Raw genomic sequence first — 22,896 nt, 5'->3', positions numbered from 1 at the left:
TATCGTTAGGCTGATCGTTGAATAACACTTAAAGCATTTCGTCTTTTAAGTAATACCAGCGGTACAACAAGGCTTGCCCCAACCGTCTAAAAGGTCGAAATAAATGTGAAGGTAATGGTGACTGATAAATAGGTAGATCAAATTGTGGGCGTTGAATGCCCATTACTCGTTCTGCAAGACGACGTCCTGCCATTGCTGAAAAAGATACACCATTGCCGCCATAGCCAATTGCATAATAGATAGTTTCATCAGGATTAGGCTGTACAATTCGTGGCATCATGTCATGACTGACATCGACCCAACCCCACCATGAATATGCAATTGGTATACCACGCAAGCTTGGGAATTTGCGATAGAGTCCTTCTTTTAAACGCTCTAGATGTACAGGGTTATTTGCATCGGCTCCTGTTAAAGCACTTCTGCTGCCACACTGTACTGAACCATCAGGCAATAAGCGGTAATAATGGCGTAAAGTGCGAGTATCTGTAATGAACGTTGTACTATGTAGGCCTGCTTCTTTAAGCTCAGCAGCTGTTAACGGACGGGTGACAATAGAATTAGATAAAATTGGCATGATTTTGCCAGACAAGCTTGGATGCAAACCATTAGGTGTATAACCACCTGTTGCTACAGCGACTCGTTTAGCTTTGACCGTGCCATGGGGGGTACGTAGATAGTGAATACCATTACGTGTTTCCCAATCTAATACAGGACTTGAGGTATGTACTTTCGCGCCGGCAGCACGCGCTCTTTTTAAATATCCAAAAGCCAATTTTAAAGGATGTACACCAATACCATCAGGTTCGAGTAACGCACCGGCAGCTTCTTGGTCTCCAACAAATTCTTCGTGAAGTTGTTCGCGGCTTAGCATACGAGTGTTATAACCAAACACATCTTTCATGACTTTGCCTTCGTTTTCTAAAAACGCCAGTTTTTTTGCACGATGAGCAATATATAAATGCCCACCATCTTGTGCATCACATTCAATACCAGTTACCAGATGTTTAAAATAATCAAAACCTTCGCGGATTTCTGCATCTAAACGTTTGGCTATATCTAGTCCCCATTTTTCGATCCACTGTGAACGATATAACCGACCAGAAGCATTTTGACCTTGTCCACCATTTCGGCTTGTACAACCCCATGCACTACGATTTGCTTCAAGAACTAATGGCGCAGTGCCAAATTGTTCTGTAAGAGTTAACGCAGTTGAAAGACCAGTAAAACCGCCACCAATAATGACAATGTCGGCCTCTGTATCCCCTGGTAATGGGCCATCATCATCGGGAGGTGTTCCAGCCGTTGCAACCCAGTAGGTTGGTGCGTATTGTTCGTTGCCAGTTACGATCTTATCTGTCAACGGATCAAATTTAGCGTTGTAGGTTTTAAAGCCACGATGAATAGGTTCAGATATTGGATCAACTATTTTGTCTAAAGAAGTTAATTGTTGTACTGATTGATTCATGGGCAGGCTCCTTAAGCGGCTGCTTGCACGGGGCGATTTTTACGGAATGCATTTTTGACTAAAATTTTTCCATCTTTAAAGGTGAAAACATCAACCATGTTGGCTTCAATCTTTCCACCTTCAGGGGTTGATGCTGTAAATGTTGTTTCAGAAATTCCGTATAGCGCATCTTCGCTCAACCAGTGTTTACCATTAAGCCACTGTGCATCAGGAAAACTTTTAAAAGTATTTTCAAATGCTTGACGAACAGCTTCATGCCCTTGAATACGTGTACCGTATACCTCATCACCTGCAACTGTTTCAAAACAACAATCAGGATGCATACAGTCCATGAGTTGCTCTACATCGTGTTTATTCCATGCTGTAGAAAAGTCAGTGATTAGTTGCAAAAGTTGAGCTTGGTTCATCTTTTTAACTCCAAATACATACGAATCTTTTTTGATGATTAAACTGTACGGAAATAGAGCAATTAGCCGTAGTACCAGATTTAATGTTTTGATGGAGCCAGATTTAAATTAATTTAAATATTTAAAATTTATTAATTTTTTATGTTTTTCATATATTGGAATGGGTCTTGCATTTGTATTTGTGATGCCAGATTTCGGTAAATCATAGGTCTTCAGAAGCAAAATGCACCATGTTAAGCATTTGGGCTTCAAAATAGGTCGAGAAATGCACTATGGAAAGAGATCAGTTTGTAACAAGTCCAGTAGTACCAGGTATATGGAACGTATTATTTGCAGAGACTGAGCAAAGTGGACTCAATTTGCAGGGACGAATTTGCCGTATGATGTTTACTGCATTAGTACAAGGTTATCTCAAGCCAGATATGGCTGTTCCATCAAGTCGTTATTTGGCAGATCAACTTGGAGTTGGTCGTAATACTGTGACTATTGCATATCAACAACTCGTAGCTGAACGTATTTTAGAGTCTAGGCAACGTAGTGGACACTTTGTGCATCCCAGCTTCCAAATTGATAGTAGTGAAAGCAAAACGATAAAAACGACATCAAAATCTACAGAATGGGTTTCACGCTTTCGTCTTTGCCTATCAGCACAAAGGCATATTAATAAACCTGCGGATTGGATGAGTTACCCATACCCGTTTATATATGGTCAGCCTGACTTTGAAAGCTTCCCGGCTTCATCTTGGCGTGAGTGTGCTGTTAAAGCTTTATCAGCTAAAGATGCATCGATATGGGCAAGGGATATTACACAACAAGGTGATGATACTTTTCTTATAAATGCAATACGGCAACATATTTTACCGACCCGTGGAATTATGGCCAAAGAAAATGAAATATTACTTACGGTAGGAAGCCAGCATGCATTGTATATGTTGGCAGCACTACTACTTAAAGAACAACAAAGTGTTGGTGTAGAAAACCCTGGCTATCCTGATGCACGAAATATTTTTATGTTGCATACACCAAATATTGTACCATTAGCGGTCGATCATGAAGGCGTTACTCTAACAAATGCTGTGGGCTGTGATTATTTTTATGTGACGCCAGGGCGACAATGCCCAACAGGCATCACCATGTCTCCTTCACGCCGTAAAAAGCTTTTAGAACTGGCGGAGCAGCAAGATAGTATCATTATAGAAGATGAATACGATGCACAGGTTTTGGTTCAAAATACTACGATCCCTGCATTAAAAAGTTTAGATCGGCATGGGAGAGTGGTTTATATCGGGAGCTTATCTAAGCCTCTAGCACCAGGTTTACGCTTAGGATACATCGTAGCAGCCCCAGAACTCATTAATGAGTTGCGTCATTTGCGTCGTCTAATGCTTCGGCACCCCAATGTTTTTAATCAAAGAGTATTTGCCTTTTTTATTGATCAAGGTTATTACCATGGCATGTTACGTCGTCAGTTTCAGCTCCATAAATATCGTGGTGAGCAGTTAATATCAGCATTACACCATCACTTTCCTACATGGAACGTTTACGCATTAAATGGTGGCTCGGCATGTTGGATTGATACCCAAAGTGATATCAATTGTACTGTTTTAGCCCAATACGCAGCTAATGTAGGAGTTTTTATAGAGGCCGGTCAGCCATTTTTTCTAAGTACAGATCACCATCAACATTTTTTAAGGTTAGGCATTGGATCTATTACTGCCGATAAAATTGATGAGGGAATTCAGGCTTTAGATCAGGCAGTTAATGATTATAAGAAATACAATTAAAAAAATTTTTATGAGTCAAACTAATTTTTCGGGTAGTGCTTTTAGTACATTTGAAGCGAAAAAAGAGGTGCAAGTGCTACTTTTTTCTCGCTCCAGCTGTTCAATGTGTACCTAATTGATTATGAACTACACATCAATCAAGCATGCAAACATCGCATAGCCATCAATAACCATGGGTGGGCCTGCACGATGAGCACGAAAACCCGCAGCACGTAATAACCGCTCTACCCCCAGAGGAGAGGTGGTAATGAGTTGTTTTGCGCCTTGTTCCCTTGCAAAGTTGATAGATTCTTGCAGAATTGCAATAGAGACGGGCGATGACACAGCTTGACTAGCTGAAGATGGCGGATTTGAGAAATCTACTGCTGAGAATCTTGATAACTCCCAAATTTCTGGTGAGCAAGGAATAGGCATTCCATTAAGTAATTGAGGAAATATCTCACCAAGTAAATAAGGTTGAGTAGTTGGTAGTAATCTGGCACAACCAATAATATTAGATTCTCTATCTTGAGCGACGACATAGGCGGTATCGACTTTGTCAAACTGATCTAGTTCTTCATTATTAGGACAGTTCAACTCCCAACCTAAATATTCAACAAATACCCTATAGCGGTAATTTTTAAATTTAGTATATAGGCCTTCTGAAAAATTATTTTGAAATCCAGCAATAACATTCATTACAAGTGCTTCCACTTATTTTTCAAGTGACTTTACTTAACAGGTGAGGAAGCGGTAACTGTAAGAATTTACAGGTTTCTAAGAGAAATATGGAGTTAATTTAGCCATTGTTTGGGTTGTATTGATTTGAGCATAAATGAACTGTTCCCAGAACAAAGTATCGATTTTCTTTTCAATTAGTGTTTCAGTAACTTCAAATCCAATATCTGTACCAGATACATCAACAAGCATAATATTGCTTCGAGGCAGTCCAATTCTTTTTATACTCGTGATGCCATTGTACTCAATGAATTCCCAATCCCATCCCGTACTTAAAGCTGGGGTCAGTGATGTTGCCCATTCAGTAAAACCATAATAGAGAATTTGAGAATCTTCAATTTGTGTTGATTCAACAATAGATATGAGGTGTTGGAGCGGATAGTTCATGAGCTGGTTTTCATTCATTCGAATAAAACCATCTGCTGATATTGAGAAATGAGGGGGGATGGTGACCATGCTACCTGTTCAAGTGACTTGAATTGGGGTTCAATGGATAAATAACATAAATTATTGCCAATAAAATACTGTTATGTTTAACAGGTTAAATGTAATTGTATGGCATACACCGTTAAGCTGTTCTTACTAGATAGTTATTCAGCCTTTAAGGCTTACTTATGAAAAAACGAGAATTTTGTAGTTTTAATATGCAAACTGCCTTTTAAAAAATGCTAAGTAGATTGGTGTTGTTATAGATTTTTTAGTGTACATCAAGTCTCATTGTTAAAATAATAATCCTAAGCAAGGTGAGTTGTAATGTAATTGCTTGATTTATTAAATTATTAAAGGTGTATTTAGTTTCTTTACATAATAATTAGTAAAATTATACCGGCTAGATAGTTGATAGAAAATATTGTTTAATTAAATTAATGAAAACTGAATATTAATAATAATTAATAGATCTTCTGATCTTTTTTAAAATACTTATTTTTTGGAATAAAATGCATCCTGTAAAATTTAATTTTTCAAGCATAATCCGCACATGGAATATAACAACCTTAGAGGCTCTCATAAATTTAGTTTGGCTGAATAATTTACGACCATATCTGGCTTAAAAGAGTTGTTAATTAGATGATGAATTCAAAATCTGAAATTGAGAAATCAGATAAATAAAATTAGGTATCTAAAAGCGTTGTTGAAATAAAGGTAAACGAAGAGACCTGCGCTTCAATTGGATTGTTTGAATTCACAATATGCAACTGAACAAAAAATGATTTGTGAATGGAGTCTAATGAGAGTAAATGGAAAATTGGCAAGAGGATTTATTATCAGAATTTCTGATCGTAAAAAATGAATACCAGCTGTTTGAGATCGTTAAATCTACAGCTTCAAAGCTTGGATTTGATTATTGTGCTTATGGTATGCAGTCGCCATTATCTATTGCTGAACCAAAAACGATTATGTTGAATAATTATCCAGAAGCATGGCAAAAGCGTTATTTGGAACAGCATTATGTGAAGATAGATCCAACTGTGCAGCATTGTATGGTATCACTTCAACCTCTTGTCTGGTCGAGCCAATCTGCAAAGACACAAGAAGAAAAAGATTTCTGGGAGGAGGCGCGCTCTTATGGCCTTAATGTCGGTTGGGCTCAATCAAGCCGTGACTTTATTGGAACCAGAGGGATGTTAACACTCGCAAGATCCAGTGACCAATTGTCGGAAAAAGAGCAAAAGGCACAATATACAAATATGTATTGGTTGTCTCAAACAGTACATTCCAGCATTGCTAAAGTTGTAAATGAGATGGAATTCGCTCAGTTTAATCTTTATTTAACGAACCGAGAAAAAGAGGCACTGCGTTGGACTGCTGAAGGTAAAACGTCAGCAGAAATTGCCCAGATTCTAGGGGTGACTGAAAGAACAGTAAATTTTCACCTCGGAAATTCAATGCAGAAGTTAAATGTGAATAATAAAATTTCAGCAGCTATCCGAGCTGTGATGTTAGGACTTTTATAAAGTATACGTATAAATAATACATCTGAATAAAGTAAATGCTTGTAATATTTATATTTTAAATCAATCATTACTATAGCTTATTATAAAAGCTATTTATCTGAGTTTTATTTTAAAATTAAACCGAATGGGAAAATTTAGTTCTATATTATTTTGTTATTCATGATCTTATATGAAAGTCAAAGTTAATTATATTGATTTGTAAAATTATATATTGTTTGTAAGAAATTATAATGTTGAAGTGTGATTTATTTTTAAATGAATAATATAGGTGGATTGTTAATCTATACTTAAATGGCTTATTGCTATAAGAAATTAAATCTCAAAAAATCAAAAACTAAAATATCAATAAAAGAATTATACGAGCTAAGAATTCGCTTATGGATTGAAAGCTTTTAGATACTTGTTTAATACTAAAAAAGTAAAGATAAAAATGAATTTAATTTTTAATCTAATTGCAAAAATAAAAAATAGAAATGAGTAAGACAATTTATAAAAGGTGTCCAGCTTCTCGATTTTTATAAATATAGACCAACCTGTAAGCACTTACAGGTGTAATAAATGGCACCCACACATAAAATATAATGTGAATTTATATTTTAAACAAAAAGTATATTCATTTTTATTAAAAGCCCCGACGAGAAATGTAATTTCTAAATTAGCGAATTTTAAGGGTGCATTATAATTAATCGGAGTAAGTTATGGCTGTAATGGATACGGATAATATCATTGCAACATTGGAATCCCACGCAAATTTAAATGGAAGTAAGGTTGCTTTCGAGTATTTAGGGCGTCAATCGGGTGGTATTCAGTCTCTTACGTATAAAGATTTGAACGCTCGGGTTCAACATCAAGCTCAGGTATTAATGAATCTTGTAGACAGTGGTGATCGCGCTGTGTTGCTGTTTGAGCCTGGGTTGGACTTTATCGTATCGTTCTTTGCTTGCCTAAAAGCTAAAATTATCGCGGTACCCGTCAGCCTACCGTTTAATCGTAATGGTTTTTCTAATATTTTGAATATTATGAATGACTGTGAGCCAAAGATCGTACTCACAACCAAAAAGATTCTTGAGCTATCAGGTCTGATCACATTAAAAGCTCAAAATGAAAGCTTAATATTACATGCCGTTGATGCTGAGCTACAGCGTGATTTGGTACAAAAAGATTTCCCGCTCATTACTGAAGAAGATATCTGCTTCCTGCAATACACTTCGGGATCAACAGGTTGGCCTAAAGGGGTAATTGTTACCCATAAGAATATTATGGCAAATGAAGTCATGATTGCTGAAGCTTTTGGCACACAACCTGAAGATATTGGCCTTACCTGGCTACCTGTTTACCACGATATGGGGTTGATTGGTTCAGTTTTGCAAACTGTGTATGTGGGCCTGACTTGCTATGTCATGTCACCGCTAGACTTCATTCGTAAGCCTCTAAAATGGCTGCAATTTATCAGTGAAAAAGGTGTCACGATTACTGGTGGACCAAACTTTGCTTATGAATTATGTCTGCACCGCATCTCTGATGAGCAGGCTGCATCACTTGATCTGAGTCGTTTACGTGTGCTGTTTAATGGTGCTGAGCCGATCAAAGCTCACGTCATGCAACGTTTCATGGAAAAGTTCAATACCCAGTCGGAACTGAGACTAGATACTTTCTTGCCATGCTATGGATTGGCAGAGGTTACGCTTTTAGTTAGTGGTGTGACTGGTCCTCTCAATGCAATTTCAATCGATCGTGACAAGTTAAATGCCAATCTAATACAGGCCAGTCAAGATCCGACCGCCGTGCAAGTGGTGAGCTGTGGCAAGATCTCGGCACATATTGATTGCCGTATTGTCAATCCGCATACCCGTGAAGAAGTAGCGGCTCATGAAGTTGGTGAAATCTGGCTAGCAGGTGAGAGCGTTACAGCAGGTTACTGGCAGAAGCCAGAGGTCAATCAGGAAACTTTTGCGGCGACTATCATTGATGACGCGGGTCAGCCGAGTCAAGTGCACTACTTGAGAACGGGTGATATGGGTTTTGTCAAAGACGGAGACCTATATGTAACTGGCCGCCTTAAGGATGTGATTATCATCCGTGGCAAGAACTATTACCCGCAAGATATCGAGTGCTCTGTTGAAATGGCACATCCTGCTGTTCGTAAAGGCTGTGTTGCAGCAGTGAATGTTGCTGATTCTGAGGGAGTTACGGTTGTACTTGAGATCAAGAAGAAATCACTAGACAAGACTCTCAATTTTGAAGCCATTAGAACTCAGGTCAAGGAACAAGTGACAGCTGATATTGGCTTACCTGTAGAAGGTGTCTATTTACTGCATCAAGGCCGAATTAACAAAACTACTAGCGGCAAAATTAGAAGAAGAAAAATTAAAGAACAGATCGAACGCGGTCAACTGGTCTGTTTAACCCATCCAAACCGTAGAACGGTGATTGCTCGAAACTATGTCAAAAACGGCTTAGAAGTCATCCGTGATCGTGAGCAGCGGGGGCAGCTGATTCGTTATAGCTCCAATCTTCTCAACTCAATGATCAAGGAACGTGAAGTACGCACGCTGATTTTTAATCGTCTGAAAAGTGCTTTGTTTTAACCCTTACCCTTTAATCATTTGAGTGAAAATCCATGTCACTTACATCCAATTTGCGGCAGTTTCAGTCTGCTGCTCGTCTGGAGCAAATTTTAGGCTCCGTACATGATAACAACAACGATTTTTCTTGGTCCGCTGCCATCGAGCGTGATGAGAAGGAGCAATATCCTCAACGTGCTGTTGATTTTCTGAATGCGGTGGGTATGAACCGTTTCTATGTGCCTTCAGAGCTCGGAGGTCGTATGGAAATTGGTGAAGAGTTGCTATATCTGCATCGCGTGTTGGCACGACGAGATCTAACTATCAATTCGACCTATAGCACGAATGCTTGGTCTGTGATCGTATGGATCGGCGGTAATGCGAATCAATGCCAAAACATTGCTAGCCGAATTTTAAGTGGTGCTGCTCCAGCATTGGCTTATAGCGAGAAAGCGCATGGTGCTGACCTACTATCTAGTGAAGTGACAGCACAGCCTGCCGAGAGTAAATACATCTTAAATGGAGAAAAATGGTCAATCAACCGCGCCACTTTAGGAGACTCTTTAAGCCTGATCGCTAAAACATCGAACGATCGTGGACCACGTAGTTTGAGCGCATTCTGGCTTGATAAGCGTCATATGGCTTCTAAAGGAACATATAGTTTGAACCGCCTGCCAACAGTGGGTATGCGTGGTTTAGATATTAGTGGTATTGGCTTTAACAACGCTGAAATTCACAAAGATGCTTTGATCGGTGAAGAGGGCCAAGGGTTGGAACTTGGACTCAAAACCCTACAGGTAACGCGTGCATATTGCAGTAGTTTCTCGCTGGGGGCTGGCGATACGATGCTACGAATCGCGACCGAGTTTGCTATCGAACGCGAGTTATATAACAAAAAAGTAATAAGCATTCCATTAGTGCGTGAGCAACTTGCTACAGCCTATGCCTATCTATTAGCAGCGGAGGTGTTATCACTCGTTGGCGCGCGCGGATTACACGTTTGTATTAATCAGTTCAGTACATGGTCGCCAATCGTCAAGGTACTGGTGCCTGAGTATGTAGAGTCACTTGCCAAGATCACTTCTTCAGTGCTTGGGTCACGTTTCTTCTTAAGAAATGCATATGCAGATGGAATGTACCAGAAAGCATTCAGAGACCATCTGATTGTTAGTGTGTTTGACGGAAGTAGCACCGTTTGTCTAGACAGTCTGAGTTTCCAGCTCAAATCTGCCAATAAAGGTCGTAGCAAAAAAGCCGACCATCTCAACCAAGTTGAAGCTAAAGCACGCTATCGCCAGTTGTATGACTTACAAGTGGAGACAGACGCTATTGATTTCCGTGGGCTTGAGATTTTCAACCGAGATGGCGATTTGGTGTTGGAGTCACTGGAGACAATCATTGAAATGCTCAACGATGCCGAAGCCACAGTAGGGTTATCTACTGAAATGCTATCTACGCTACGTGAGCATGCAGATCGGCTTCTCGTTGAACAGCGTACATTAGATCAAAAAATTCAGAATTACTTTTCAAGCTCTGAGGAAAGCAAAGAGTTTGAAACGTTGCGTTTTAGTCTCGCTCGAGGCTACGCCGAGCTATTTGCCCGCATTGCTGTGCTGGGTTTCTGGGTCTTTAACCGTCATGGCTTAAGGACTGCTTTAAAGGATGGAGCATGGTTGATCATTTTCCTAAATGCTGCTGAAGGGCAGACATCTCCTCCTATTACGTCATTACGTGAAAGCACATTAGCAGATTTGCTAGACCGAATTTCAACCAACCACATGTTATCTGTTATCGATTTCGCATTGGCACCGCGTGATGCCAAACCAGTTAAAGAGGAGATTACCCCATGAATAAGGATAAAGTTTACTGGAGCGCGATCATTCGTACGCTAGTAGCTAAAGAGATGCGTGTAGAGCCTGAGACGATTGATCCAGAGCAAAAATTTACCAGTTATGGTCTTGATTCGATCGTTGCTTTGTCTGTGTCTGGGGACTTAGAAGATCTGACAAAACTGGAACTTGAGCCGACACTGCTATGGGATTACCCAACAATCAATGCATTGGCTGAATATCTGGTTTCTGAGTTGCAACAGGGAGTTGCTTCATGAATAACATTGCGAGCCTAGAACCAAAAATTCTGTCGCGTCATGCGATTTCTGCAGAACAACTTGGTATTTGGTATATCCAGCGTCTTGAGCCAACTTGCAGTGCCTACAATATGGTGGTGGCTTTTGATGTGAAGGTCAACCAGCCATTAGGCAATAAGCCGATGGAGATTTTGGAAGCAGTGTTACATGATTATCCGTTACTACGTGTAAGCATGCCTGCCAATGATCAGGGTATCGAGCAAATCATTTGGGATCGTGTATATCCTAATATCATTCTCTCTGATGCTCGTCATGTTGAAGCTTCTGATTTGACGAAATTAGTCGAACAGGATACCAAGCAACCATTTGACCTGACTCAGCCACCGTTGTGGCGTATCCATTGTTATGAGCGTGGTCAGAATCACTATGTGATTGCAGTTGTGATTCATCATGCCTTAATGGATTTCTGGTCGATTGGTCTATTGCTGCGTGATGTCTGCAAGCGTTTTGGACTGGTAACAGAGTCAAATGTAGTGAACGGAATCGAGTTCGCTCAATATGCAGATAAGCAGAAGAGCAACGTGATCGGTGATGCTGATGAAAGCTTACTGTTTTGGAAAAATGCGTTAAAGCATGCTCCACATGTGCATAGCATTCCACTTGATTATCCACGTCCAGCTGTGCAACAACATAAAGGTAGCTCGGTAATTTTCCGTGTACCTGAGTCAGTATCGTCTGGTCTTGTAAACTTGGCGAAAGATTATGAAATTACCTTGTTCGGTCTTGTATTATCGGGCTTCTATATCCTGCTGAACAAACTATCGAATGAAAATAATCTAGTCGTTGCCACAGCAGTAGCAGGTCGACTTGAACGCTCTTTGCGCAATGCACTAGGACAGTTTGTCAATACAATTGCTCTTAACATAGACATCGATGCTGATCAGACTTTACGTCAATTTACACAGCAGGTGCAGGAACAATTAAAACAGAGTCTTAAACATCAAAAAGTTGCTTTTTCCAGAGTGGTTGAAGCTGTTTCACCAAAGCGTGATGGCAGTATCAACCCATTGGCTCAAGTTGGAATGTTTTGGGAGCGTCTAGGTGGTTTGGATGAGTTTAAAGAATTACTCTTACCAATCCAGAATCCAGCTACTTTAGCTGGTCAAGACTTGACGCTAGGAAGCTTTCCAGTCCGCCAACAAGAAGGCCAACTAGATATTATGCTAGAAATGGGCGGTGAATATCAGGGTGAACTGGTTGGTGTACTGAAATATAACTCTGAAATATTTTCTGCGGAGTCTGCCGAGAATATGGTGCAACTACTGCAAGTTGTACTATCGGAAATGGTGGCTCATCCTGAACGTAAGATCGTTGAGTTAGATATCGCACCTGATTATGCGAATGGCATTCAGCTAGGCTATCTACCTGGTCAGGTGACTGATTATCCTCGACATGATCTACTGGGAATGATTCTGAAGCAGATCGATGAGCGTGGTGACAATCATGCTATGACTTCTAGAGATCATGCTGTCAGCTATCATGAGTTAGGTCAGCATATTGCTGGGATTGCTGAATATTTACGTGCACATGGTATTACCAATGGGGATCGTGTAGGTCTGATGGTAGACCGCACTGTGCTATTGCCCGCGGCAGTCCTCGGAATCTGGGCGGCAGGAGCAGCATATGTACCGTTGGATCCTAGTTTCCCAAGAGAACGTCTGCATAACATCGTAGAAGATGCTGAACCTAAAGTCATCTTGACCCAAACTGACTTGATGGATGCTCTTACAGTCTCTGTACCACGTCTAGATATCAATCAAGCTGGTGTTATTCCCCTTGAGCAAGTACGTGAGACGCTTGCCTTTGGTGATACCGCTTATGTGATGTACACCTCAGGTTCGACAGGTAAGCCTAAAGGCGTGCGTATTGGGCATCCTTCAATAGCTAATTTCTTGTTGTCTGTGAACGATAGGCTTCACGCAACTGCTGATATGCAGTTATTAGCGATCACTACTTATGCGTTTGATATTTCTGTTGTTGAACTATTGATTCCACTGATGTACGGCGGTGTGGTGCATGTGTGCCCACGTGAGATATCTCTAGATGGTAACCTGCTGGTTGAGTATATGCAGGCGAAGTCGATCAATGTTATGCAGGCAACGCCGTCCTCTTGGAAAATGCTCTTGGACAGTGAGTGGAAAGGTATCCCACATCTAACTGCACTTAGCGGAGGCGAAGCGCTAGATCCTGTACTCGCAGAAAAACTACTGAGCAAAGTCAGCTGCCTTTGGAATGTCTATGGCCCGACCGAGACAACTGTGTGGTCCAGTGCAGCCCACATCACCGATGCCAAATATATTGATTTAGGCGAACCAATGGCGAACACCCAGCTTTATGTTCTTGACGAACAGCAGCGATTGGTTCCACGAGGCGTTATGGGAGAGCTCTGGATTGGAGGCGAGGGTCTTGCAGTCGATTACTGGCATCGACCTGAGTTGACAGATGCACAATTTAGAACTTTACCATCCCTACCAAATGCTGGTCGACTCTATCGCACCGGAGATAAAGTCTGTCTGCGAATGGATGGACGTTTGACTCATCATGGACGTTTGGATTTTCAGGTCAAAATCCGTGGATTCCGTATTGAGCTAGGCGAAATCGAGAATGTTCTCAAACAGATCGATGGTATTACAGATGCAGTAGTCTTGGTTAAGACCACAGCCGACAATGATCAGAAGCTGGTGGCTTATGTGACCGGACATGACATTGAAATGGCTGGTCTAAAAAAGACTCTGCAAATCCATCTTCCGGCTTATATGGTGCCAAGTACGTTTATCCGATTGGATGAGTTTCCAATGACGGCTAACAATAAGTTAGATCGTAAAGCATTCCCTGAGCCAGTGTTTGAGCAGAACAACGATTATGTTGCTCCACGCGATTCGATCGAAATCGAGTTATGTACTACCTTTGAGCAGATTTTGTCAGTCAAGCGAGTTGGTATACATGATGATTTCTTTGAATTAGGTGGGCATTCATTACTGGCTGTGAAACTTGTCAATCATCTCAAGAAGGTATTTGGTACCGAATTATCAGTTACTTTACTTGCACAGTACTCAACTGTTGAGAGTTTGGGGGAGATCATCCGTGAAAATAAAGAAATCAAACCTTCAATCGTAATCGAACTGCGCCGCGGAACTTATGAACAGCCGCTATGGCTCTTCCATCCGATTGGTGGCAGTACCTTCTGTTATATGGAACTCTCGCGTCATCTCAACCCGAACCGTACTTTACGTGCTATTCAATCTCCGGGTCTGATTGAAGCAGATGCTGCTGAAGTAGCGATTGAAGAAATGGCGACACTCTATATTGCTGAAATGCAAAAAATGCAGCCTCAAGGGCCTTATTTCCTCGGTGGTTGGTGTTTTGGCGGTGCGATTGCATACGAGATCAGTCGTCAGTTGCGTCAAATGGGACAACAGGTCACAGGGATTGTCATGATCGATACACGTGCTCCAATTCCAGAGAATGTGCCTGAAGATGCTGATGATGCCATGCTTTTGTCTTGGTTTGCTCGTGATTTGGCTGTGCCTTATGGCAAAAAGCTGACGATATCAGCGCAATACTTGCGTGAATTGAGTCCAGATCACATGTTTGATCATGTGCTTAAAGAAGCTAAGGCCATCAATGTCATACCTCTGGATGCTAACCCATCAGATTTCCGACTTTACTTTGATACCTATTTGGCTAATGGCGTCGCACTTCAAACCTATTTCCCAGAGCCTGAAGATTTTCCGATCCTCTTGGTTAAAGCCAAAGATGAGTCTGAAGATTTTGGGGAAAGTCTCGGCTGGGATCATTTGATCAAAGATACGCTTACACAAGTGGATCTACCTGGTGACCATTCATCGATTATGTTCGCTGAGAACGTTGCGGCTGTGGCCAAAGCAATTGATCAGATGTACCCAATTCCTGCATAAGAAATACAAGAAGGTAGAACCACTATGGTGACCATAGAACATGCTTTCCTTATACCGGCCGAGATTGATAAGGTTTTTAAATATCTTGCAAACCCGGGCAATGATGCAAGCTGGCAATTGTCATGTAAGCATTCAGAGCTACTAGACACTACTCCGCGTGTGGGCAGCAAGTATGAACTTAATTTGAGCTTTGCTAGTCGTGAGTTGGCCTTTAAAGGTGAAATTACACATCTGGTACCGAACGAATTGTACGCCTTCCAAGTGTTAGAAGGACCGTTTTATTATAAAGGTACTTATCGCTTCAAACCGCATCCAGAAGGTACATGGATTGAATGGTTGTTTGAGGCAGAGCCGGGCGGCTTTTTTGGTGTATTTCCTAATGCACTGCTAAAAAAAATGGTTCTTGCCCAGTTCAAGAAAGATCTTGCTAATCTTCAGGCGCTAGCTCAGAAGGGTGGAACCTATGAGGCTGTGAGTACGCAAACGCAAGAGATTGAAGAGCCATTGGTAGAAGTCAAAAAACCATTGCAGGAGATAGAAGAACCATCGCCAGAGATCAAAAAACCATTGAAGGAGATCAAAGAATCATCGCAAGAGATCGAAAAACCAGTTCAAAAGACTCATCTAGTGATGGAGCAATATGCGCGATGGATTCTTAGCCATCGCCGTATTGTACTGACGGTGGTCATGCTTTTGACGATTGCCTTGGCATACCTTGCATCTGGTGTAAAAATTATTATTGATCCAGGCGCACTTGCACCGAATGGGCATCCTTATATCACCTCGACCAAGCTGATCGAAAAAAAATTCGGCTCCAAGTATATGGTTGTGATCGGTATTACACCGAAGCAAGGTGATATTTATCAGCCGCAAGTGTTGGAAAAAGTCAAACGAATTACCGAAGAAGTGGACAACGCCCCCGGCGTTGTTCGATCAACTATGATGAGTTTGGCTGCACGTCAAGCGAAAGGGATCATGGCTAATTCGGAAGGGTTTGATGCCAAAAAATTATTGCCGACCAGTTCAGTCACTCAGGATGATATCGATCAACTGAAAAAAGTGTTGGCAATGAATCCAACTTATATGAATTCAGTGGTGTCTAAAGATCAAAGAACTGCTGCAATTTTGCTTGAGCTTGAGGAAAGTCCAGAGGGCTTCCAGAAGATGATGGCTCCGATCAACAAAATTGTAGAAAGCGAACAATCTAAAGATATGACGCTCAGTGTCGGCGGTAATCCTGTCTATCTGGATAAAGCTGAAGATTACTCTAAGCGTATCAATATTTTGTTCCCGATTGCCGTATTGGTGATTGGATTGTTGCACTTTGAAGCATTCCGCAGTAAGCAGGGCTTGATTCTGCCACTCGTTACAGCTTTGTTGGCTGTGGCATGGGGTATGGGCATGATGGGGCTGTTCAAACAGCCGATGGATATCTTTAACTCGCCTACACCAATTTTGATTCTGGCTATTGCAGCAGGGCATGCCGTGCAGTTGCTCAAACGCTACTATGAAGATTTTGATCGTCTGATTGCTCAAGGGATGGAACCTAAAGCTGCCAATAGCGAAGCTGTGGTGCAGTCTTTAGTTCGTGTTGGTCCAGTTATGGTGCTGGCTGGCGGAATTGCGGCGGCTGGATTCTTCTCTCTGTTGACCTTCAATATTCCGACTATTCGTTCATTCGGTATTTTTACTGGAATCGGGATCATCAGTACGCTGATCATTGAGATGACTTTTATTCCAGCACTACGCTCAATGTTGCCACCGCCTTCGGTTACGAAGGTCAAACGCAAAGGGCTACCGATCTGGGATTGGATTCCAAATCGTATTGGCGATGCCATTTTGTCAGTTCGTCCACGAATGATATTAATGACTGCATTTGCGACATTTGGTGTTTTTCTTGCGATCGGCAGGAGCCGTATTGTGGTAGATAACGATAGTCGGAATTTCTTCTCTCGTGACCTACCGATGCAGCAGGATGACAGGTTCTTGAATCAGTCACTTGGTGGCACAAACAGCCTTTATATTATGGTCGATACGAAGGTCCGTGACGGTATTGAAAACCCAGAGATCCTAAAAGCGATTGATAATACAGAGAAGTTCGCGAATTCAATTCCAGAGGTTGGTAAAACAATCTCTATCGTGGACTATATCAAAAGGATGAATCAGGCAATGAATGCCGATCAGCCACAGGCATTTCAGGTTCCTGCAACCAAAGATGTTGTTGCTCAATATCTGCTGTTGTATTCAATGTCTGGTGAGCCGACTGATTTTGAATCCTACATTGATACTACTCAGCGCTATGCCAAGATCACGATTCTTATGAAAACGGGTAGCAACCACCGTATCAAAGAAATCCTTGAATCGCTAAAAACGTATATGGCGGCTCAATTGGGGGACAAGGCTGTAGTGAGTTTTGGTGGTGACGTGACGCAAACCATTGCTTTGACTGAAACAATGGTTCACGGCAAGCTTATGAACATTCTACAAATTTCATTTGCCGTATTCTTTATTTCAGCACTGGTCTTCCGTTCGATTTCAGCTGGACTGATTGTTCTGACACCACTTTTGTTCTCAATTCTTGCCATCTTTGGTGTGATGGGCTGGCTCGACATTCCGCTCAATATTCCAAACTCCCTTATCTCGGCCATGGCTGTAGGTATTGGTGCGGATTACGCAATTTATTTCCTCTATCGTTTGCGTGAAATCTTGCGCGAAGAAGGTGGAGATATCAAAGATGCTATTCGTAAAACATTAAGTACTGCTGGTAAAGCTTCTCTTTTTGTCGCGACTGCGGTCGCTGGCGGGGATGGCGTATTGTCGTTGTCCCAAGGCTTCCACGTACATCAATGGCTGGCGATGTTTATTGTGATTGCGATGCTATTCAGTGTGTTTGCAACCTTAATTATGGTACCTACAATGATTCTAATATTAAAACCTCGTTTCATCTTTTCCTCAAATAAGAAGAGCATCCCTGTTGCACAAACTGTCGTGACAAGCCTTTTGTTGGGTACTGCGCTCACCTTTTCATTACCTAAAACATCTCATGCAGATGAAGTTCAAGACATTGTTAATCGTAGTGATGATGCCTCTAAATTTCTGACCTCAAGTGCTAGTGCCAAATTTATTTTGACTTCTAAAAATGGTGAGCAACGTGTGCGCTTGACTAAAAATATGACCAAGCTTGCTGGAAATACTCAGAACAATATGCGTTTGACCGAGTTCATCTCGCCTGCAGATGTACAGGGAACCACGACGCTATTGATTGAGAACTCAAAAGGCAGTGATAGCATGTTTGTCTATTTGCCTGCATTGAAAAAAGTACGTCGTCTTGCCTCAGCGAATAAGGGGGATGCTTTTATTGGTACGGACTTTAGTTATGGTGATGTACTTGGCTATAAGCTAAGTGACTGGAAGTACACCAAACTTGCAGATAGCAAATTTAATGGCAAAGATTGCTACATGATCGAAGCAACGCCAATTAATAATACGGTGAAGAGTGACTTTGGTTATAGCAAACGTCGCATGTGCATTCTCAAAGACAACTTTGTTACAGCAACCATTGATATATGGGACACAGCAGGCAAACCGTTAAAGCATATTGAGTTCACGGATATCCGTCCTTATGGCAAAGTGAAACCAAGATGGAAAGCCATGAAATCTATGGCGAAGAATCTGCAAACTCAGCATATGACACAAGTGATCGTTAATGATTTTGTCGCAGAGAAAACTTTATCCGATAAGATTTTCTCACCGCAGAGTCTTGAAAAATGACGCAAGGTGCCTATTGGGTATTTGCATGCTGCAGTAGCTTTATGCTGCTGCAGCATGCTTATGCAGATGACAGCGAAATGAGTTTTGTAAGCCAGAACTCAGCCAGACTCGATGTCTGGTCATCAGATCGTGATTTAAGTTCGTTAAAAAACATTGGGCAAGCAAGTTTCTGGTCCAATGGTACGCTCAAGTTTAACCCTGAGTTTAAGATCCATTACGACATAAATATTGGAGACGAAACGAACCATACTGTAAACCCAGATCAGGTGAGTAAGGTGAATCGCAACTTACGTGAGTTGTACGCCTCTTACAACTGGGACCAGACCGTCTATGTCGATGTTGGTCGTCAGATTGTCGTGTGGGGGAGAGCTGATGGGATTAATCCAACAGATAATCTATCGCCCCGTGACTATACGCGCCTAGTACCAGATGAGACAGATCAACGTCTTGGAAATGATGCACTTAAATTGACATATATTCCTGAATCTGGAACTAATAAATGGACTGCATTGTGGTATCCGCGTAGTCGTTCAGATGTGATTCCATTGCGTCAGATTGCTGGTGTTCAATATGACATAGACCGTAAGAGCCGACCTGCATTTGCAGTGCGCTGGGATTATTCTGTAGATGGCTTAGATGTTGGTGCATCATATTTCTCGGGTTTGGACCATATGCCCGATCTGTCACTGCAGTCGTTATCTCCAACAGGAGCAACTTTACAACTGAAAAATAATCCTATGACCGTCTATGGATTTGATTTCAGTTATAACTATAACGATATCGTATGGCGAGGTGAAGCAGCCTATACCCACACTGATTCAGAAGGTAGTGAAGATCTTACGCACAAAAAAAATAATCTGACTGTAGTCATCGGTCCAGAATTAGCATTGAAGAATTCCACCGTGAGTTTAGTAGGTGTCTATAAACATACGGAGGACTTAAGATCTGCCGATAGTCTAACAAATCCATTATTGAGAGAAGTTTACCGTTATCAGCAAACCATCAGTAACCAATATGAGCGTGATCAATATGGAGCTATGCTGCGCTATGCACTTAACCTCCTGAATGACAATCTAAAGTTAGAAGTAACAGGTTTCTACTTTGCACCAGAGCCCAATGAGATGTTGAGAGTTCGTATTAATTACAACCTTAATGATCACTGGCAATTGAATGCAGGTGGTGATCGGTTCTGGGGCAGAAATGATACGGTGTTAGGACAATTTAGAGATAACAGTCTGGTATATGTCCAGGTTCGATATAACTTTTAAGATAATTCGCTCCAAAACAATGCTGGAGTTTGCAGTCCCTAATTAAGGTGATTTATGAATAATTTAAATAATGCAAAAAAAGATAATTTTTCACGGAAGACCATATTAGTAACAGGTGCAGCAGGTTTTATTGGCAGTAGATTGATCGTTGAACTTCTACGAGATGGTCATCAGGTGGTTGCCGCACTGCGTAATGCGGCAACTAAGAAAGAAAAGCTATTAGGTTTCATTGCAACACAAGGGCTGACAGATCCATCTATTTCTTTTGTTGAATATGATTTAAGTCATGACTTTAAGTTGGACTCTCTACTAACGGATACTCAAAAAAAGATCCATGTTGTTTATCATCTTGCAGCATCATTTAATTGGGGCATTAGCAAAGCTGAAGCTCAGCGTACGAATGTTAAATCAGGACTTGCTCTGATTGAATGGGCTGCGACATTGAAGCAGCTTGAGCGATTTATCTGGATTGGTGGATATCGAGTCGCTACTCCACCGCAAGAGTCTGCTGATGATTTGTATTATAAATATGGTGGTTACGAAGCTTCGAAAATTTTAGGGCATCAGGCTTTTATTGAGACATGTAAGCGTTTAAATGTGCCATGGACCGCAATAAATCCGGCGACAGTCATTGATGGTTTTTATACTTATGGTGATATGCAATATATTGGTATTGCCGAAATGATTGATAAGTTATATCAAGGACGTCTGCTGGCGCTGCCTGGAGGGAGTGATACATTCCTGCCACTGTGCAATATGCAATATATCGTGAGCTTTCTCATCCGAACGATATCTTTTCCTGAGACTATTGCTCAAGAGTATGTGTTACTTGATCCTGCGACACCTAAATGTCATCGTCTAGTTCACCTAGCTGCCGAGCACTTAGGGGTTAGCGCACCACATTTGCAAATACCTAAAGTTCTGCTCGAGAAATTACCCGAGGTATTGCTTGGTGGCTCAAAAGAGCAGCTCGCTTTCATTTCTAATGAAAACTATCATGTCACTGAAACAGAAAAGATAGCTGTTAAGATGGGTATCGCAGACCTAATCAATACCAGTCCTTATTTTTCTCGTTGGATTGATCGTCTGGTCCTTACACGTTTTGGTCGTATGCAAGCTCCAACGCCTAACTGTTTCAGCTATCAGAATCGATATTGGATAGAAATCTATACTAAACAACCAGTTGGTTCAGAAAAATCTTCTGCATTATTTTTACACGGTATTCCATTCGATAGCACATGTTGGCTCCCAATAATTAATAAAATCACCTATGATCAGGTCGCTATGATGGACCTACCTGGACTTGGGCGTTCAGGTAGTTACGAGGTGATGGAAGATAACAATCATCAGTTTATTGATAATGCTGCAAAGCTTTTAGCACCAAATAGTGTTGTTATTGCTCACTCGTTAGGATGTTTATTTGCATTGAGTCTTGCACAGAAATATCCAAATAAAGTTGCACGTCTTATCCTTATATCGCCTTATTTCGTGCAGGCACAGGCCGCAAAAATATTTCAAATACAAACGATCTCTAATCTAATTTTCCGTTTTGTATCGAAAGATAAAATTGCTAAAAATCTGCATCCAGATGGACAAAAAAATCTATCTGTTGGTTATGCGATGGATTCATTACACCGGGTGTCGGTAGCCAAGCATATTAGTGAGTATATGCATCGTATTAGTTTGCCTCAGCAGAGAGTATCTCAAACAGCTTTGTTAAACGAGCTTGGCTCTAAAGTTGAAATCATTGTTGGAGAGAAGGATCCAATTGTTACTACAATAAGTCCTAATATTCCTGTACATATCATTGCTGGCGCAGGCCATAATCCGCACGTTACCCATGTAGAAGCGGTTTATGATTATCTCACACCAGTTCTAACCAAATATATCAGCACCACAGTACAGCTCAGTGATGTCTGATATTTCCAAAGTACAGGTTTATGTCTGCCCGGTTTCACGCGTGCCACAAAACCATCTCATATTGAGTCATTATCTCAGCTTTCTCAATGCGGCAGAAAAGTTGAGATATGATCAATATCATCCTCATGCTGCACGACTTTTCTTAATCTCTCGTGTCTTAACGAAGTCTGTTTTAGCAGATAAGTTGGGTATTTCACCCTATGAGGTCATCATTCAATTACAACCTAACGGCAAACCTTTTATACAAGGTAGTAAAGCTATTTATTTTAATCTTAGTCATTCAGCAGATGTTATTGTTCTTGCGATGACTGAAAAAGGAGAAATAGGAGTTGATGTTGAACGGCTGGACCGTGGGTTCGATTGGATGCGTGTCGATAGCGTCTTAGCGCCAAGTGAAATTGAATGGATTCAGGAAAATGAAAGGATTGATCCATCCAGTGTATATCAGCGTTTTTTTCAAATATGGACCTTAAAAGAATCCTATATTAAATGTACTGGCGAAGGAATGAGTCGTCATTTAAAGAAGCTCAACTTTCATGTGTTAGCTGAACATATAGATTTTCTCGATTCAACTCGTGATATTCAAAAGACAGAAGAATATTATTTCCAAAGCTATGTCTATGATCATAACTTTATCTTTTCAATCTGTTTACAGCAGCTTCTTGCCCAAGAAAGATTTGATCTGGATTGTTTTCAATTAGTGCCATGTATATCTACACATCGAATAACGCCAGTACCCTGCAAATATAACTAGATTAACTCGATACAATTACTTATTTAAAAATCTGAGTCTATTAATGAAATATTCGGCCTTGAGCTGAGCTATTCTCAGAATATACTGTGAATTGATAGAACGTAAAATCATCGACCAATAAAAAGAAAAAAGCCCCAGTCTTTCGACTAGGGCCTTTTAAATTTGGAGCGGGAAACGAGACTCGAACTCGCGACCCCAACCTTGGCAAGGTTATGCTCTACCAACTGA

14 protein-coding genes are annotated in these 22,896 nt (G+C 41.1%); 10 read left to right on the top strand and 4 right to left on the bottom strand.

Going from position 1 to position 22,896, the window contains the following annotated elements; all coding sequences use genetic code 11:
• Positions 1-28 precede the first annotated feature (28 nt).
• Together J655_RS21470 and J655_RS21465 are read right to left on the bottom strand one after the other, a co-directional pair.
• Positions 29-1,465, bottom strand: coding sequence for an NAD(P)/FAD-dependent oxidoreductase (locus J655_RS21470; RefSeq protein ID WP_002118046.1), 1,437 nt, complete (start codon positions 1,463-1,465; stop codon positions 29-31).
• An 11-nt stretch (positions 1,466-1,476) separates the two neighbouring features.
• Positions 1,477-1,872: a nuclear transport factor 2 family protein gene (locus J655_RS21465; protein WP_005804779.1), complete on the bottom strand. Its 396-nt coding sequence runs from the start codon at positions 1,870-1,872 to the stop codon at positions 1,477-1,479.
• A 272-nt stretch (positions 1,873-2,144) separates the two neighbouring features.
• On the opposite strand from J655_RS21465, the gene J655_RS21460 reads away from it, so the two are divergent.
• Positions 2,145-3,656: a PLP-dependent aminotransferase family protein gene (locus J655_RS21460; protein WP_032053097.1), complete on the top strand. Its 1,512-nt coding sequence runs from the start codon at positions 2,145-2,147 to the stop codon at positions 3,654-3,656.
• A gap of 126 nt (positions 3,657-3,782) precedes the next feature.
• On the opposite strand, the gene abaI is transcribed toward J655_RS21460, so the two are convergent.
• Complete coding sequence (gene abaI / locus J655_RS21455; protein WP_005804777.1) at positions 3,783-4,349, bottom strand: acyl-homoserine-lactone synthase AbaI; 567 nt, start codon at positions 4,347-4,349, stop codon at positions 3,783-3,785.
• Positions 4,350-4,412: 63 nt separating this feature from the next.
• Positions 4,413-4,829, bottom strand: a complete 417-nt coding sequence (locus J655_RS21450) for a DUF4902 domain-containing protein (RefSeq protein WP_005079551.1) — start codon at positions 4,827-4,829, stop codon at positions 4,413-4,415.
• Between the two features lie 782 nt (positions 4,830-5,611).
• Here J655_RS21450 and abaR point away from each other — a divergent pair.
• From abaR to J655_RS21405, 9 genes are all read left to right on the top strand, one after another.
• Entirely contained in the window at positions 5,612-6,328 is a 717-nt protein-coding gene (abaR, locus tag J655_RS21445) for a LuxR family transcriptional regulator AbaR (RefSeq protein WP_005804776.1), read from the top strand.
• Positions 6,329-7,026: 698 nt separating this feature from the next.
• A complete protein-coding gene (locus J655_RS21440) occupies positions 7,027-8,916 on the top strand; it encodes a fatty acyl-AMP ligase (RefSeq protein WP_005804775.1) in 1,890 nt (629 codons plus the stop codon).
• Between the two features lie 50 nt (positions 8,917-8,966).
• The gene (locus tag J655_RS21435; protein WP_078210245.1) at positions 8,967-10,742 is read left to right on the top strand and encodes an acyl-CoA dehydrogenase; all 1,776 of its coding nucleotides are present in this window, start codon (positions 8,967-8,969) and stop codon (positions 10,740-10,742) included.
• A complete protein-coding gene (locus J655_RS21430; RefSeq protein ID WP_002118032.1) occupies positions 10,739-10,999 on the top strand; it encodes an acyl carrier protein in 261 nt (86 codons plus the stop codon). The genes J655_RS21435 and J655_RS21430 overlap by 4 nt, the downstream gene beginning before the upstream one ends.
• Positions 10,996-14,955: a non-ribosomal peptide synthetase gene (locus J655_RS21425; RefSeq protein ID WP_017482321.1), complete on the top strand. Its 3,960-nt coding sequence runs from the start codon at positions 10,996-10,998 to the stop codon at positions 14,953-14,955. The genes J655_RS21430 and J655_RS21425 overlap by 4 nt, the downstream gene beginning before the upstream one ends.
• A gap of 24 nt (positions 14,956-14,979) precedes the next feature.
• A complete protein-coding gene (locus J655_RS21420) occupies positions 14,980-18,726 on the top strand; it encodes an outer membrane lipoprotein-sorting protein (RefSeq protein ID WP_032053094.1) in 3,747 nt (1,248 codons plus the stop codon).
• Positions 18,723-19,994: a DUF1302 family protein gene (locus tag J655_RS21415; RefSeq protein WP_005804771.1), complete on the top strand. Its 1,272-nt coding sequence runs from the start codon at positions 18,723-18,725 to the stop codon at positions 19,992-19,994. Before J655_RS21420 ends, J655_RS21415 begins: the two co-directional genes overlap by 4 nt.
• 54 nt (positions 19,995-20,048) lie before the next feature.
• Positions 20,049-21,914 carry an alpha/beta fold hydrolase gene (locus J655_RS21410; protein ID WP_005804770.1) on the top strand — a complete coding sequence of 622 codons (1,866 nt, stop codon included), beginning with the start codon at positions 20,049-20,051 and terminating at the stop codon, positions 21,912-21,914.
• A complete protein-coding gene (locus J655_RS21405) occupies positions 21,907-22,668 on the top strand; it encodes a 4'-phosphopantetheinyl transferase family protein (protein ID WP_017482317.1) in 762 nt (253 codons plus the stop codon). Before J655_RS21410 ends, J655_RS21405 begins: the two co-directional genes overlap by 8 nt.
• The last annotated feature ends 228 nt before the right edge of the window (positions 22,669-22,896 follow it).

The organism is Acinetobacter sp. 1294243, assembly GCF_000588015.1.
Classification (GTDB): Bacteria; Pseudomonadota; Gammaproteobacteria; order Pseudomonadales; family Moraxellaceae; genus Acinetobacter; species Acinetobacter pittii.
This window is presented reverse-complemented; position numbering and strand designations above follow the sequence as displayed.

What these genes read in the sequence shown, in the direction of transcription:
- J655_RS21470 (WP_002118046.1), bottom strand. Translation starts at nt 1,465, where the DNA reads ATGAATCAATCAGTACAACAATTAACTTCTTTAGACAAAATAGTTGAT.
- J655_RS21465 (WP_005804779.1), bottom strand. Translation starts at nt 1,872, where the DNA reads ATGAACCAAGCTCAACTTTTGCAACTAATCACTGACTTTTCTACAGCA.
- J655_RS21460 (WP_032053097.1), top strand. Translation starts at nt 2,145, where the DNA reads ATGGAAAGAGATCAGTTTGTAACAAGTCCAGTAGTACCAGGTATATGG.
- J655_RS21450 (WP_005079551.1), bottom strand. Translation starts at nt 4,829, where the DNA reads ATGGTCACCATCCCCCCTCATTTCTCAATATCAGCAGATGGTTTTATT.
- abaR (WP_005804776.1), top strand. Translation starts at nt 5,612, where the DNA reads ATGGAAAATTGGCAAGAGGATTTATTATCAGAATTTCTGATCGTAAAA.
- J655_RS21440 (WP_005804775.1), top strand. Translation starts at nt 7,027, where the DNA reads ATGGCTGTAATGGATACGGATAATATCATTGCAACATTGGAATCCCAC.
- J655_RS21430 (WP_002118032.1), top strand. Translation starts at nt 10,739, where the DNA reads ATGAATAAGGATAAAGTTTACTGGAGCGCGATCATTCGTACGCTAGTA.
- J655_RS21425 (WP_017482321.1), top strand. Translation starts at nt 10,996, where the DNA reads ATGAATAACATTGCGAGCCTAGAACCAAAAATTCTGTCGCGTCATGCG.
- J655_RS21420 (WP_032053094.1), top strand. Translation starts at nt 14,980, where the DNA reads ATGGTGACCATAGAACATGCTTTCCTTATACCGGCCGAGATTGATAAG.
- J655_RS21415 (WP_005804771.1), top strand. Translation starts at nt 18,723, where the DNA reads ATGACGCAAGGTGCCTATTGGGTATTTGCATGCTGCAGTAGCTTTATG.
- J655_RS21410 (WP_005804770.1), top strand. Translation starts at nt 20,049, where the DNA reads ATGAATAATTTAAATAATGCAAAAAAAGATAATTTTTCACGGAAGACC.
- J655_RS21405 (WP_017482317.1), top strand. Translation starts at nt 21,907, where the DNA reads ATGTCTGATATTTCCAAAGTACAGGTTTATGTCTGCCCGGTTTCACGC.